Annotated in this window: 12 protein-coding genes; 5 read left to right on the plus strand and 7 right to left on the minus strand. The window is 58.6% G+C overall.

The window, feature by feature from the left end:
• Window positions 1-7: 7 nt before the first annotated feature.
• Window positions 8-1,567 (minus strand): tannase/feruloyl esterase family alpha/beta hydrolase, encoded by a 1,560-nt coding sequence (locus tag AB6729_RS10875; protein ID WP_371081639.1) that lies wholly within the window; start codon window positions 1,565-1,567, stop codon window positions 8-10.
• Window positions 1,568-1,924: 357 nt separating this feature from the next.
• Between AB6729_RS10875 and AB6729_RS10880 the strand changes: the two genes are divergently transcribed.
• Both AB6729_RS10880 and AB6729_RS10885 read left to right on the plus strand, forming a co-directional pair.
• Complete coding sequence (locus AB6729_RS10880) at window positions 1,925-5,122, plus strand: carboxypeptidase regulatory-like domain-containing protein (RefSeq protein WP_371081640.1); 3,198 nt, start codon at window positions 1,925-1,927, stop codon at window positions 5,120-5,122.
• A gap of 138 nt (window positions 5,123-5,260) precedes the next feature.
• Window positions 5,261-5,890: a sugar O-acetyltransferase gene (locus AB6729_RS10885; protein WP_371081641.1), complete on the plus strand. Its 630-nt coding sequence runs from the start codon at window positions 5,261-5,263 to the stop codon at window positions 5,888-5,890.
• Here the strand turns inward: AB6729_RS10885 and AB6729_RS10890 are convergent.
• From AB6729_RS10890 to AB6729_RS10915, 6 genes are all read right to left on the minus strand, one after another.
• Entirely contained in the window at window positions 5,841-6,878 is a 1,038-nt protein-coding gene (locus AB6729_RS10890; protein WP_371081642.1) for a hypothetical protein, read from the minus strand. The genes AB6729_RS10885 and AB6729_RS10890 overlap by 50 nt on opposite strands.
• 77 nt (window positions 6,879-6,955) lie before the next feature.
• Window positions 6,956-7,861 carry a DUF1080 domain-containing protein gene (locus tag AB6729_RS10895; protein WP_371081643.1) on the minus strand — a complete coding sequence of 302 codons (906 nt, stop codon included), beginning with the start codon at window positions 7,859-7,861 and terminating at the stop codon, window positions 6,956-6,958.
• Window positions 7,862-7,970: 109 nt separating this feature from the next.
• Window positions 7,971-9,116 carry a Gfo/Idh/MocA family protein gene (locus AB6729_RS10900; protein WP_371081644.1) on the minus strand — a complete coding sequence of 382 codons (1,146 nt, stop codon included), beginning with the start codon at window positions 9,114-9,116 and terminating at the stop codon, window positions 7,971-7,973.
• A 14-nt stretch (window positions 9,117-9,130) separates the two neighbouring features.
• The gene (locus tag AB6729_RS10905) at window positions 9,131-9,619 is read right to left on the minus strand and encodes a hypothetical protein (RefSeq protein ID WP_371081645.1); all 489 of its coding nucleotides are present in this window, start codon (window positions 9,617-9,619) and stop codon (window positions 9,131-9,133) included.
• A gap of 14 nt (window positions 9,620-9,633) precedes the next feature.
• On the minus strand, window positions 9,634-10,677 hold the full coding sequence (locus AB6729_RS10910; protein ID WP_371081646.1) for a TIM barrel protein: 1,044 nt from the start codon (window positions 10,675-10,677) through the stop codon (window positions 9,634-9,636).
• Between the two features lie 79 nt (window positions 10,678-10,756).
• Complete coding sequence (locus AB6729_RS10915; protein ID WP_371081647.1) at window positions 10,757-11,989, minus strand: hypothetical protein; 1,233 nt, start codon at window positions 11,987-11,989, stop codon at window positions 10,757-10,759.
• Between the two features lie 214 nt (window positions 11,990-12,203).
• Here AB6729_RS10915 and AB6729_RS10920 point away from each other — a divergent pair, with 214 nt between their 5' ends.
• The 3 genes from AB6729_RS10920 (at window position 12,204) to AB6729_RS10930 (ending at window position 15,423) form a co-directional block, all read left to right on the plus strand.
• Window positions 12,204-12,839 (plus strand): HAD family hydrolase, encoded by a 636-nt coding sequence (locus AB6729_RS10920; RefSeq protein ID WP_371081648.1) that lies wholly within the window; start codon window positions 12,204-12,206, stop codon window positions 12,837-12,839.
• Between the two features lie 180 nt (window positions 12,840-13,019).
• Window positions 13,020-15,011 (plus strand): alpha-glucuronidase family glycosyl hydrolase, encoded by a 1,992-nt coding sequence (locus AB6729_RS10925; protein ID WP_371081649.1) that lies wholly within the window; start codon window positions 13,020-13,022, stop codon window positions 15,009-15,011.
• A gap of 25 nt (window positions 15,012-15,036) precedes the next feature.
• Entirely contained in the window at window positions 15,037-15,423 is a 387-nt protein-coding gene (locus tag AB6729_RS10930; RefSeq protein WP_371081650.1) for a hypothetical protein, read from the plus strand.
• The last annotated feature ends 4 nt before the right edge of the window (window positions 15,424-15,427 follow it).

A 15,427-nucleotide genomic window follows, 5' to 3' on the forward strand; every position in this document is an offset into this window, starting at 1 on the left:
AGGGTGCTTAATCTGCTTTGCAGGTGAAGCTGCCCGGTTGATTCGGATCGCCTTTGCCGTTGTACACAGCGCGTTTTGGATAGGCGCACAATGGACGCACCGTCTGCGGTGCTCGCGGATCTTTCAGAGTGGTGGCCAGAATCAGCTCCGGTGCAGTGCCTCTCTCTACCCATACCTGCAGCAGATCCAGCACACCGCTGCCTTTGCCGTTCGCTGCGGGAAATCCAAGTTGACCAAAGAGACTTGGCCCCGGACCTCCGAGACAGTGTTCTACGCCGGGCGCCATGAATAGCCGCACCGTTTGCGCTACTTTCGCTTCGCCCATCGTTTTCTTCACGGCGTTGAAGTAGTTCACCGTGTTCCACGGCGAGATGCCGGGATCATTCCAGCCGTGATACAGAATCAGCTTGCCGCCGTGCGCTGCGAATGCGGAGAGATCAGAGTTCGTGGCGTCGACGTCCTTTGCCGCACCTTCCATGCCGCGACGCAGAGCATCGTCTGTGTTGGCAGCGAGTGGGTTCCACTTCGGATCGTTGTAGACCATGTAACGGAAGTAGTTGGTGACGTAAGCGCCGCCACTGCCCGTGGTGGGCGCGGTACCCAGAATCCAGTTCTTCCACCCCGCAGCTTCATCGCCCGGAACGTAGCCGGGAAAGATCACCTGTCCCTTTGTGTCTGTGCTGCCGCGATACAGCGTTCGCGCGGTCTGTGCCTGTTTCGGCGTCAGGCAACTGATGTCTTCCGCACCTTTGCAGGTCAGTACAGCCGGGTCAAAGCGGCAGTGTTCCGGATCGCTAAGGATGCCGTCTTTCACGCCGTCCTGCGCATCGCATGCGGTCAGCGAAGCCGCATGAATTGCAGGCAGCTTCATGCTGGAGAAGAACGTCGTTGGGTCATCGCCCATAGCCTTCATCATCGCGAGACCGTTGGCCAGCATGTGCGTCCAGTTGTTCGCGGGAGCGCCAGCCAGAATGCCGTCGTAATCCTGCGGGAAGCGCTGCGCCTCCATCAACGCTTCGCGGCCGCCGTCGCTGCATGAATCGAAGTACGCCTTCTCCTGCGGCTTGCCGTAGTAGGACTTCACCATGATCTTCGACACGCCTGCCGTCAGATGAACTGCGCGCCAGCCAAAGTCCTTGATCTTCTCCGGATGTTGGAAGGCCCAGCTTGCATCCTCAGAATCTGCCTGATGTCCTGCGTCGGAGTCGGCTGTGGCGTAACCCGCCAACACGTTTGCGCCCATCTGCTGATAGGCAATGGAGCCGGCGAAGCCGCCATTGCCCACGTCCACAATCCTGCCGTTCCATCCGGTCTGTGGCAGCCATACTTCAAAGCGGATTTTGGAATCCGCCGAGGGATGCAGGATGCCTTTCACCACGCACAGCGGCGGCAACATGAGCCCCGGTGTGGATATGGGCGCGGCAAACGGCTGCGAGGGAACTTCGGTGGCAGAAAGGATGGTGGCATCCGGCACCGCAACCCGTTTCAGTGATGCGCAATCCTGCGCGGCAAAGGCGGAAACGGGGAGGGAAATGAGACTGAGCGCAAGCAGAGAGGAGCGAATCATAACGCGACCACTCTATACCTGCGTTGACAGGAAACACGTGAAATTTATGCGGAAGCAGGCATGTATTGCTTTGCAATTTCAGGGGATTGAGGCGATAATCGCACTATGGTGATTCGCTCCTTCGCAGCCTGTACCTGTTGTTGCCGCTAAGTTTTTGAGCGTTCGCCCCTCCGTGTTTTCCCCTACTCTTTCGTTTCTTCCGGCCTGATCCCCTTCAGGCAGCGAGCTTGGTCCCCGTGCATCCTGGTTCCGCGAATCCCTGTTGTTGTTGTCGCTGAAACCCCGCTCGCTGTTGCGGCAGATCGCCGCGTATTTCTCACTCCACAGAATCGACATACAAAAGGATTTCCCCGCGCCATGCTTTCGCGTCGCTATCGTCTTGCATCTTTTGCACTCGCTCTCATCGCAACCTCTGCTCCACCGTCGCTGGTGGCACAGGTGGTGGGCAGCACCATTCATGGCGTTGTCACGGATTCGTCCGGAGCCGCTGTATCCGGCGCTACCGTCATCGTGCGCAATGAAGATACGGGGACAGAACGTCGCCTGATTTCAGATGCCGCCGGACGCTACGCCGCGCCGTCCGTGGCGGTTGGCACCTACAGTATCTCCGTGCAGGCAGCCGGATTTACGACGGAAAAACATAGCGGCATCAACCTGACCGTGGGGCAGGCGGTTGCGTTTGATCTGCATCTGCACGTCGCATCGGACACGCAGCAGGTGAGCGTGACCGATGCCGCACCGACCGTCAATCTATCCAACGAGCAGGTTTCGGGTCTGGTGGACGAGCGCCAGGTGAAGGACCTGCCACTGAACGGCCGCAGCTATGACCAACTGATCACGCTGAATCCTGCGACGGTGAATTACACCTCGCAACGATCGGGTTCCGTGGGTACGTCGAACTCGTCTGTGGGCAATATGTTTTCCGTGTCTGGTCGCCGTCCGCAGGACAATCTCTACCTGCTGAACGGCGTGGAATACACCGGCGCTTCGCTCATCAATGTGACGCCCGGCGGTACCAGCGGCCAGTTGCTTGGCGTGGAAGCGGTGCGCGAATTCAACGTGGTCTCTGATACTTACGGAGCCAGCTATGGCAAGCGGCAGGGCGCGCAGATCAGCATTGTTACGGCGTCCGGCACGAATCGCGTGCATGGCTCGGCGTATGAGTTTCTGCGCAACTCCGCGTTGGATGCGCGCAACTACTTTGATCAGGCAAAGAAGCCGAATTTTCAGCGCAATAACTTCGGTGCGGCGCTGGGCGGCCCCATCCGCACTGACAAGGTCTTCCTCTTCGGCAACTACGAAGGCTATCGCCAGAACCTTGGCTTGAGCGACGTTACGCTGGTACCCAATGCGGCATCGCGCGCAGCCGCGGTGGCATCAGTAAAGCCGCTGCTGAATCTGTGGCCCATTGCGAACGGACCGGACCTTGGTTCGGGTATCGCCATTGCTTATTCCACGCCGACGCAGCATATCCGCGAAGACTTTGGCACGGCGCGCGCCGATGCGAATCTCACGGCGAATGACCTGCTGTTTGGCGTGTACACCGTGGACGATTCCACGGCGCACACACCCACACAAAATCCGCTTTCACTGATTGATGAAGCGTTGCGCGAACAGGTGTTCAGCGTGCAGGAACAGCATGTGTTTTCGCCGCGCGTGCTGAATACGGCGCGCTTCGGCTTCTCGCGCGCCAGCTTTTACTTCCTGGGTTCGGTGCCTCCGGATATTGCAGCGGTCTCCGGCACGTTCGTTCCCGGCAAGCCTGTGGGCGCGATCGTGATTGCGGGATCGACTGCCTCCAATGGCTCTTCGCAGATCACCGGCGCAGGTGCGAACGTGGGATCGAACAATGCGATCACACGCAACCTGTTTACGTTCGATGACCATGTCTACATCACGCTGGGCAATCACACGCTGGAAGCAGGCGGCTGGTTGCAGCGTCTGCAATCGAATGACAATCTGGCGCAGAACCAATACGGTCAGGCCAGCTTTGCATCGTTGTCCACGTTCCTTGCAGGCAACATCAAGACCTTTACCGTGGTGCCATCGCCGACGGAGCTGGCATGGCGAAGCTGGTTTGGTGCGGCCTATGTGGAAGACACGTGGAAGGCGCACCGCAATCTTGAATTAAGCTACGGTCTGCGTTTTGAGAGCAGCAACGGCTTCAACGAAGCGCGGGGCCGCGCTGGTGTGTACACGTTGACCAACGGCGTGATCAGCACCAATCCAACCGTTGGCAGCAATGGGCTGTTGAACAACCGCGCGAAGTTCCTGCCGCAGCCGCGTGTTGGGCTTGCATGGAACGTTTCCGGCGATGGCAAGACCGCCGTGCGTGCGAGTTTTGGTCTGCATCATTCGCTGCTGGATAACCTGGACTACCGCTTCGATCAGGCGGCGCCGTTTAACACCACGCTCTCGTACAGCGGTACGACGGTGGCGAACCCAACATCTGGTGCGGCAGGTTTGATCTCGCCTTCGAATGTGCAGACGGATATTGCGACGCCGACCGTAGCGTCCTATACGCTGCGCATCGAACGCCAGCTTGCTCCGAATCTTTCGTTGACCGCGGGTTACATCGGATCGCACGGTTATCACCAGATCCTGAGCGAAAACCAGAATGAGCCTTTGTCCATAACCTGCAACAACAACTGCCCCGTAGGCATTCCCAATGGCACGCTGTACTATCCGACAGCCATCAAGGTAAATCCCGCGGTTGCGAACACCACATCGTGGGTGTCACAGGGCAACAGCAATTACAACGGCCTGGTGCTGGACCTGAAGCGCAGCTTCGGCAGTGGTCTGCAGTTCCGCGGCGTGTACACGTTCAGCAAGAATCTGGACAACGGATCCGCGTGGAATACCAGCGTCTCTGCAAATACACCTGCGTTCGTTTCGTATCCGAAGAACCCGGCGCTGGATTACGGTCCTGCTGCCACGGACGTTCGTCATCTCGCGGCGTTCAATGGAACATATAACCTGCCCTTTGGTCATGGTCATGCGTTCGCTTCGAACAGCGGTGCGTTGACCAATCAACTGGTCAGCGGATGGACCGTCAGCACGATCCTTACGCTGCAGAGTGGCCTGCCATTCTCGCCGCAGCTTGGCTATAACCCCACCGGCTCTGGTGATACACGCAACCCGGTTCGCCCGAATGTAAACCCCGGCTTCAATGGCAAGCTCATCAACAAGGGCACTACCGCGCAGCGTGTGGCGCAGTACTTCAATCCTGCTGCGTTCAGCGCACCTGCGTATGGCACGGTGGGCAACCTGGGGCGCGACACGCTGAACGCGCCTGGCTATGCGGATTGGGACCTCTCGTTGCAGAAGACCACAACGATTGGCGAACGCGTTCTGGCGCAGTTCCGTGTGGAGAGTTTCAACCTGCTGAACCATACCAATCTGCTTGGCCCAAACGCGGTGATCTATTCCTCAGGCCCATCGCAGGGCACCACGGCGAACCAGACGGCAGCGGTCGTCGCCAGCCCCACGGCAGGTGTCATTACAGCCGCCGCAACATCTCGGCAATTGCAACTCAGTCTGAAATTGAGCTTCTGAACGAACCATTCCTCTACTTTTGATTTCCCGTTGTCACCCTGCTGCATTGCTTCAGGATGGCAACGGGAAATTTCTTTTGCACAGGAAGGTGATCCACACACAAACAACGCACACTGCACCAACCCAATCCAACCAAAGATGACGAACCGCACCGAACGCGAGAAGATGCTCGCAGGCGAGCTTTACGATCCCTTTGATCATGACCTGATGGAAGGCAGGGAACGCGCTCGCGACCTTTGCCATCAGCTGAACAACACGCGTGACCGCGATGCGGATGAACGCCGTTCGGTGATGCGTCTGCTTTTTGGCAAAGGCGGTGACACCGTGTGGATGCAGCCGCCCTTTTTCTGCGACTATGGCGCGAACATTGAGTTGGGTGAACGCGTGTTCTTCAACTTCAACTGCATCGTGCTGGACGTTTGCCGCGTGACCATTGGCGATTACACGCAGATCGGCAGTGGTGTGCAGATCCTGACGCCGCTGCATCCGCTGGACGCATCCCTGCGTCGTCAGCAGGAATACGGCGCGCCGGTCACCATTGGCAACGACGTGTGGATCGGTGCAGGCGCGCTGATTCTTCCCGGTGTCACGATCGGGGACCGAACGGTCATCGGCGCGGGCAGTGTAGTGACGCGCGATATTCCTTCCGATGTGCTGGCCGTTGGCAATCCATGCCGCGTGCTTCGGACCATCACATCGGAAGATCGTGCGAAGACGGCTAAGCCGTCACATCCACCGGCGGCTCGTTCGTCACAAACGTCCGAATGAAGTAAGTCGCGCTTAACGTCCCGTTTGCAGGCAGCCACTTGAATCCGGGCGTATTCAGTGAGTATCCGCGTTCCACCATCGACTGCCGCGATTCAGGGAACGGGCTCACGCCGAACTCCATGCCGCGTGTCACGGCCTTGTAATGCCAGGGCGCATGGCTGCGGCTGCGGTTCTCTTCCCATATGCCGAGCCAGGGGAAGTCGCCGCCGTCCCAGACATAGGCAATGGCAAAGCGATACTTCGGCGACCACGCGCTCCAGTACGCCTGCGGCTTCATCAGGACAGCGACATAACTGCTGGCCGGTGCGATAGGCTTCATGTCCGTGACATTCACCACACCACTGCCGTTGAGTGCCGGTGCGTTCGGCCATCCAAAGGGTTCGCCTGACTTCAGATAGGAAGCTTCGCCCAGGCTCTCCGGGTGCGTCATTGCCGGGCCTTCCGCGCTCATGCGAAATTCCGTTGTCGCCGGATCAAGGAACGGCGGCGACAGCGTTACATGCTGTGTCCAGGCAATGGGACGATCAAATCCGGCTTTGTTCGTTACTTGCTCTTCAATGCGAACGCCTTCACCCTCAAGCGTGAGCGTGCGCACAAAATCAATCTGTGCCAATGGAAAGTGCGCGCTGCAGGTGAGCGTATTATCCGATTCCTCAATCGTGTAAGGCAGCAGCGAACTTTCGCCATGCACGGTCAGCCCCAAAGCAGCTTCTGCTTCGCTTGGTCCACCAAAGATGTCCAGGCAGAGGTTGTGCCCCAGAATACCCGACAGCAGCCTGGCTTCCGAGTTGCCGCCGTAGAGCGCTTCCTGTTCCGGCTTCAACGCGCTTGGCTCCATCGTCTGCCACGTTGGTGTCCATAGCGGATTTACATCGGCCCGTTTGCTATACACCTCGGCAATGTGACCACCTTCTTCCGTCACGGTGAGGCGAAGGAATTCGTTTTCAATCGAAACTGTACGACGTCCCAGATAACTCGTCTTTGGCATGCCGTTATTCTCTCCTGAAACGGGTGCAGCGATCGCTGCATGTACGCGGCGACCGCTGCATTTGTTTCTATCTGTTGTTACAGCTTCTTGATCGAGATGTTACGCACCCAAAGATCGCCGGTGGATTCCGACTCCACACCAATCTTGCCGCTGGGGCGGAAGTAAGTGGGATCGGTGTCGACAAACTGCGTGATCAGGTGGCCGTTCATGTAAATCGACGTGGCATGACCAATCGCGACGACGATGAACTGATTCCAGTCATCCTTGTGAAACCATTCGTCATGCTGTGCCTTCTCCACGATCTTTGCCAGGGCATAGCTGCCGCTGGCATCGCCATACATGGAGTAACCCGGCGTGGCAATGACGGCGCGTCCGCTCTGTTCATAGAACATGCCGCTGTACTTATTGCCTTCGTCAAAGTCAGCCTGCGGACCGGCGAGATCCCACTTGGACTCGTACTCACGCGTTGGAGGCGTGCCGGGGTTGGCGCATGCTGCCGGACGTGGAGGACGCGGTGCGGCGTTCGTACCTGCCGGACGCGGCGGCGGCGTGGGGCGTACCACCGGCGGGAACTTTGTGCCGGTGGAAGAAGGATCGCCGGTGATGTAGCTGCGGAACTGCATACCGCCGTTGATGTTGCCGGTGCCCTTCATCTCGTACTTCAGCACGAAGTCACCGAACTCACCGGCGGTGGAAACGGCATAGACCGTGCCCGAGGGCTTCTCGCAGGTTGCGGAGATATGAATCGAACCATCCTTGATGTCCCACAGGTTCGAGTCGTAGCTCCAACCCTTCAGCGTTCCATCAAAGAGCGAGGTGAAGCCGGTATTGTCGTTGAAGTCCACCATCGGCGGCGGCTGCATAATGCGCTGGAACCCCGCTCGCAACGGGTTGGCGGGCGGCGCGCCCGCAGGGGCCTGCGCCATGAGTGTCGCGGAAAGAGTAAGTGCTCCCGCGACGGCAATTAAGTTGCGATACTTCATCGGATACAGCCTCCGGTAATTCAGTTACAGAAATTCTCTGGACCTACTTAGCCGCAACCTGCGGCATGAAGAAATATCAATGTGACAGTGGATACGAAGTTAGTTCGACTTACTCCGTCTCCACCGTCTCCCACTTCTTTGTCTGTGCGGACTTCAATACCGCGTCCGTCACATATTCCGTCATTAAGCCATCGCGGAAGGTTGGGCCTGCCGGCTTGCCGCTATCCAGCGAAGCCACAAAGTCCGCTACCTGGTGCGTGAAGGTGTGTTCATAACCGATCTGCAAGCCCGGCACCCACCAGTTCTTCATGTAGGGGTGGTCGCCATCCGTGACGTGAATGTCCGTCCATCCGCGCAGCTTGCCATCATTCTTGTAATCGAAGTACTGCAGATGGTGAAGATCATGCAGGTCCCACGATGCAGAGGCTTTTTCGCCGTTGATCTCAAGCGTGAACAGCGCCTTGTGTCCGCGTGCATAACGGGTCGCTTCGAACAATGCGAGCGAGCCGTTTTCAAAACGCGCGATAAAAGCGGAAGCATCATCAATCTTCACTGGAACCACTTCGCCTGTGAGCGTGTTCTTGCGCTCCTTGATGAAGGTCTCCGTCGCGGCACTCACTTCTTTAATGGGGCCGTTCAGCCACATGGCCATGTCGATATTGTGTGCAAGTAAGTCGCCGGTGACACCGCTGCCAGAAACAGAAGCATCCAGACGCCACAGGCCTTCGCCACCCATCGGCAAATCCTGTGAGATGGTCCAATCCTGCAGGAACTGTGTGCGGTAATGGAAGATGCGGCCAAAGCGGCCTTCATCGAGCAGGTCCTTCAACATCACCACAGCGGGCACGCGGCGATAGTTGTACCAAACCATGTTGGCCACGCCTGCATCTTCCACGGCTTTCACCATGGTCTTGGCTTCTTCTGCTGTGCGGCCCAGCGGCTTCTCGCACATGACGATCTTGCCCGCCTTCGCAGCTGCAATGGCGATCTCCGCATGCGTATCGTTCGGGCTGGCAATATCGATCAGGTCGATGTCGTCGCGTTCAATGAGCTTCTTCCAGTCGCTTTCAACGGATTGCCATCCCCAGTTGTCCGCAAACTTCTTCGCGCGATCGGCATTGCGTGCGGAAACCGCCTTCAGTACCGGCTCATAGGGCAGATCAAAAAACTTTGGCGCCTGGCGAAATGCGTTGGAGTGCGTGCGGCCCATGAAGCCATAGCCCACCAGGCCAACGTTGAGTGTCTTCTTGCTCATGCGAACTTGTCACCTTATTGAAGCGATTCGATTTTCTTCCAAACAACATTCAGCATTTCTACGATCCGTAGGAGATGTTGTCTTTGGAGGAAGACTTGAGCCGTCCCCGACCTGACGACGTAGGAAATTCCATTGCGAGAATTGAAGGCAATGATTTCGAAATCTTCGTGTGTCTTGTACTTGACTTCGAAATTAGAGAACTTTGTCGGATTGCTATTCACAGCAAGCAAAGCTGAAAAAGCCTTTAGTAGCTCTGGTAATTCTTCAGCCTTGATGAAGGAGTTGTTGCTTCGGTACTCATCTTGTTTGACTCCAGCTAGCGCACCGCGTGAGACACCGCCTCTGTCATTGCGCAATTCACGCGCTTCGATTGAGACACCGCCAACCTCTCCTACGTTGTCGTATGCGAGAACGATCACAGATCCAGCGAGCGGTTCGAAATCAATAGGGCTGACACTCCCAGAATCGGCTGATCCGTATGTAGGAATTGATAAGTCGCTCATAGTTCCTTTCTGAATCAGTTCCAACCATGCGCATTGCGCACGTCGATCATCACCTTCAACACCTTGTTCCACGTCTGCGGATCAGTCATGACATCGTTCGGGAACATGCAGCCATCCCAGCAGATGTGCTCAAACGCGCGTGTGGGGACACCGTTGTCATCGCGCATCCACATGCCGGCCACCTTCACAATGTCCATCAATCCATTCGGATCATCCGGAGCGCAGTGGCGGCCGGTTTTGTCGTGCGAGCCCTGGCCCTTCACGGTGCCGTCGTTCTGGGCCACGTGGAAGTCAATCGTCCACGGACGCAGAGCCTTGGTCACCTTCTTCAGCGCAGCCGTGATCTCTTCGGGAGTGCTGCATCCCTCGGCCACAATGCGGCTCTCCGGCGAGTTATAGCCCAGCGTGTACAGCATGGTGTGCGCCATGTCTGCCTGGAAGCCCACCGTCTTCGGTCGATTCACCTTTTCCAGCAGACGCAGCATGTGATCCCAACCATGCATACCGGCCCAGCAGATTTCGCCTTCCGCGGCCAACCGCTGTCCTTCCGCTTCCGCAATGTTCGCGGCCTCGGTGAAGGTCTTTGCAATTTTGTCTGTGCTGCCCTTCGGGTCCTTGTACCAGTCTCCGGTTCCCGTGGCGGAATCAATACGGATGACGCCACTGGGGCGCACGCCGAGCGCGGTCATCTTACGACCGATCACGCATGCCTTGCGCACCTGTTCCAGAAACCTGCGGACTTCCATCTCGTTGCCCATCGCTGAGCCACCGCCCGTGGGAGCCCACACGGGAGCAACAAACGATCCGCAGACGAGCCCGCGCGATTGCAGCTTTTCAGCGAGTACCTTCAGATCATCATCGGTGGAGTCGATCGAGGTGTGGGGTGAGGACATAAACAGGTCCACACCATCGAATTTCTGGCCGTCCACTTCTGCCTGCGCGGTCAGGTCCAGCATGGTGTCCAGATCAATAAACGGCTCCGTGGAATCCGGCCCTTTACCAACGATTCCGGGCCACATTGCGTTGTGCAGACGCGGCTTGCTGTGTGTTGCTGACATGACAGTTCCCTCGTAACGGTGTTTTGCGGCGTAAAGATGGGCCGCTTGATTTAGCCGGCCCACTCTACGCGAAATGTACTTACTTCTTCCAGCTTGACGGCCCGAAGTCGCGGATCAGTTCCGCTGCATCGGGATTGCCCGGTCCGAAGTGCTTCAGGATCACCAGCGGATCGGTGCCACTTGCATTCGTAATGGTCACGCCCTTACGCGCGGCCGGTGCTGTGACGAAGAGCTCGTCTTCCGTCAGATCACCAAAGCGGATCTGCGACGGCGTGCTGACCGGCGTACCGCCAAAGTCGCCGTAACCCTGCGTCACGATCAGACCATACGCCTCTGGATCGGTGATCGTCACGGTCGCTCCCGGCAGGATGGTAAGTTCTTTCGCCGAGTAAAACTTCGTTCCGTATACCACCCACTTCTCCACGAACTTGCCCGCTTCCTCGCGCTGCACCCTGGGGAAGACTTTCTTGTTCGCGCCGAAGTTCGGGTCCGTGTTCGCGTCCCAGTCCAACATGCTGATGATGTATTCGATGTCCTGCTTCTTGTCTTCCGGCACATCCTTTACCAGCAGGTCCCACGGCACAATGCGGCCTTCCACTTCGCTCTGGAACATGCCAAAGACGTCGGAATTCACCTGCGGCTCATAGGTGCAGAGCGATCCCGGAGCGTGCAGAATGCCCGGATCAATCTGCCAACCCGCACCCGGCTCCAGACGATAGGCGCGCGACAGGAACGTGATGCCGTTGTCGCCCTGCTGCCACTTTTTCAGGCAGTCACGAATCTGGTCCTTTGTTGTTCCCGGCTCCAACCCCATGAAGGTAAAGGGGAAATTGTTGAAGGTCTGGTTGTACTGCGGCGGGAAGTAATAGGCCTCCGGCTTGCCTTTGAAACCAACGGCGCTGGCATGCTCCTCGTTCTGATGCATGTGGTGGGGAATGGGGCCTTCATTGTCAAAGAATTTGCAGAGCAGGTTCCATCCGCCTTCGCGCTTGAAAACGTCTTCGCCCAGCAGCAGGCCGCCTTCGACTTCCACGGCGTCCTTCAGCAGGAACCTGCCGCCGTTCTTCGCCACTACAAAAGAAAGTCCTTCAAACTCCGTGGTGTCCGGGCCGTTCGCGGCCTTGGTGGTGGAAGAGAACCAGCGCTCATTAATGCCGCCGCGATGGCCGCCGTACGCGTAAATGTCATCCGGATGGAGCTTCAGCCGTCGTCCGGGAATCATGAACGAGCGGGGAACCCACGAAGGGGCAAGCTTCAAAATACCTTTGCCAGCTTCCACTGCCTGCTGGACTATGCTGCGTTCCACTGCCATGGTCGATCCTCGAGGAAAAAGTGTTCTGTAGGTACAGCCTGTGCGCAAGTCGGCGTTCGTCTGCGGCGTTGCGGCGGATATGAGACGTCTCAGTTCCGAGAGCGTAAGCCCCGCGACGTAACCATGTCAACCGGGTTCTGCCGTCTGTGCACGGTTCGATTCCCGATCATTACGGCCCTCTTCCATGTCACGCAGGGTTGATAGCATGGCCTGCATGGAATTCCACCTTGACCCCGCCAGCTTCCGCGCCCTTATCTTCGATTGTGACGGAACGCTGGTGGAGACGCTGCCCGCCCACATTGCCGCTTTGCGGACCACGCTGGGCCCTATGGGCATTTTGCCCACAGCAGAGTGGGCCCGCGGACTGTATGGCACCACACCGCCGCAGGTGTTGCTGGCCATTGAGAAGACCTACGGACCCATTCCCGTGCCACATGCTGAGATTCTGAAGCACTGGGTGACAAATTACGCCGAGAGTCTGCATCTGCTGGAACGTATTGTTCCCGTCTGCGATGTGGCGCGGCAGTTTCAGGGCAAAGTTCCCATGGTCGTGGCGTCGAACAACCAGCGCGCCAACATTGAAGCCACGCTCCGCGCCGTGGGCCTTGACGGTGTCTTTGGATGGATCGTTTCAGGCGAGGATGTTCCGCGAGGCAAACCCGCACCGGATCTCTTTCTGGAAGCCGCGCGGCGCATGCAGGTGGCGCCGCAGGACTGCCTTGTCTTCGAAGATTCGCGCGAAGGCGTGGAGGCGGCGGAAGCTGCTGGGATGCGCGTGATCCGCATTGATGCGGGTGTCCTCGTCCCTCAGCCGTCCAACGCCTGCAACACACAAAGTGCATCATCCTGAACGAAATGAAGTGAAGCCGAGGGACCTGCATTCTGCATCCGGCACTACGATTCCGCAGGATCCGCCTTCGCTTCAGAGACGCGCGACCACAAATCCGCCCAGACTCGATATCATCAACTGTGCTTCGGACGGCGCCCTTGGACCTACACCAAAATGGTCCGGGTGGAGTCCAATGGGGGAATGTTGCGAACGCTGCAAAGACTGGCACTGGGAACGTTTGCGAGCCTGTCTTTTGCCGTCGCTGCCTTTGGCCAGACACCCGCTCCCTCCGCAGTCGGCTGGCTGCGTTATGTCATTCCGCCAGACCCGCCCCGTTACCACGACATGCCTCATGCCGTGGCGCTCCTGGGCGATGCCAACGGCCATGCCGCACCAGAGGAAGAGACTGCTGCTGAAGAGCTGGATCGTGGCCTGGGCCACATGGTTGCCGGGACGGACATCCTGCTGCGCCGCATTGACCCGCGCAACGACGCCATCATCCTTGGCACGCCAGAGTCTCTGCGCCGCGCTGGCCTGAGCCGCATTGCACCTGGATGGGTGGACAAGCCCGTACCGGAAGAAGGCTTCCGCATTGTCCATCTGCGCAACGGCATACGGCAGTGGTGGGTGCTGGAGGGTGGATCGCCCCGCGCGGAGCTGTACGCCGCCTTCCGCTTCGCCGCACTGGTCACGGAAGACCGTCAATTGCCGGACGAGCTTGCGGAATCGCCCCGCTTCCCGCTTCGAGCGATCCAGATGGAAGGCCCAACCCCGGAGGACGGCGTACTTCGTCAGTACGGACGGCTGCTCGCCTCGGTTGGCATTAACGGTGTCGTTCTGAACTGCAATGCGCAACAGAAGGCTGAGGCTGCGCGCCTGTTCCGTCCGTATGGCATTCGCGTCTGGTCCAGCGCTGCGGATCTGGAGGCCGAGCGAAACCTTCGTCTTCAGGACAGCAGCTTTGCCGACGCTCCCATGAGCGGCCTTGCGCCCGAGAGCGGCGGGAAGGAACGCCGTGCGGCGCAATTCCTCCTGCTTCCCGGTGGCCTTCGCCAGCCCGTCACGCCGCTACATGCGTGGCAGATGACTTTGCGCACTCCGGTTGCAGCCCATCTCAGTGGCGCAGTCGGCACTCTTTCGCAGGAGGCCGTACTGCCGCTGCTGGAACAGCCATTGCTCCAGGCCAGCCTGTATGCCTTCGGTCGGTTCGCGTGGAACCCGGAAGAGTCGCGCGACAGCATCGTGGACCAATGGGCTCGCCAGACGTGGGGTGACGACGCCCGCATCTTTGGCGTGGCGAAGAAGATCGTACTCGACAGCGAAGCCAGCTATGCCGGCATCACATCGCCGCTGGGGCTGCCGCGCCTGGGCACGGAGCATGGCCCCGATCCGACGTCATCAGACACAACACATCCGCTGGCAGACCGCGAGGGCATTGGCGCAGCACGCCTGCAATCCGCCGGGTTCTCGCCGGAATTTCAGCAGGAGTATGCAAACCCTTCCTCCACACCGCCGGAATGGCTGCTGCTGCTTCATCGCGTACCGCTTAGCTTCCGTATCCGCGACGGCCAGACCGTAACGCAGGCAGTGTATGACGCTGCTTTCACCGGCGCATCCGCCGCAGCCAACGCCGACGACGACTGGGATGAAACCCGAGACCTTCTGGAACCGGAACGGTGGATGCCGACACATCTCCTGCTGCAGGACAACACACGCCGCGCAGAGATATGGCGTGAGGCAGTGACCGATTGGCTGCTACGTGTGACCGGCCAACCCGACACGCTGGGCTTTGCAGGCAAGCATGCAGGCCGTATCGAAGCGGAAACCATGACGCTGAAGGGCTACCACACGGTCTTTACCGAAGATAAAGAAGGCTCCTCCGGCGGCGCTTACATTGCCTGTTCGCTGTCCGACTGCTCCGCCAGCACAGAGTTCCGCGGCGAAGAGAATGTCTATCGCGTTGAGGTGGGCTACTTCGACGCACCGCAGACATCGCAGCGGTTTGTGCTTCGCATTAATGGGGCGGTGGTGGATACGTGGACGTCCGCAGTACGCGGTGCCCAGCCCGGCGGTGTCTCTGCGGAACGATTTGCCCGCAACGGCGTCCGCCTGAAACCGGGCGACCGCATTGAAATTCACAGCACCGGCACGCTGGATTTCCTGGAAATCACACGCGATCCACGCTGGAACTGAAGCTTCATGCGAACGGAATGATAGTGTGAGCTTGAACCCGATGATTGACGAGCCAACACCCGACCTCCACGGCCTGCGCCGCCGCAAGATGCTTGCCGCCGTGTACATCATCGGAGGCGTGGCAGCAGCCACGGCATTCTGCATCCTGGCGGTGCTGCATCTGCTGCCGTATTTTCCGGCTGCATTCGGCATCATTCTGGGGCTGCATCTGCTGCCGCTGGCCGGCGTGTTTCACTCGTCGATCTTCCGCACGTTTGGCTGGGCCATCGCACTGTGGTCCGCGGGGTGCCTGCTGCTGACAGCGCATCTGGTGCTGATGAGCAGCGCGGGCCTTCTTGTGCTGGCCACGCTGTTCGCTCTTACGTTGCGTTTCAGTGGCCGCTCTACAGCATCTGCAAACACGGCCTCCTGAACAC

This window comes from Terriglobus sp. RCC_193 (assembly GCF_041355105.1).
Lineage (GTDB): Bacteria > Acidobacteriota > Terriglobia > Terriglobales > Acidobacteriaceae > Terriglobus.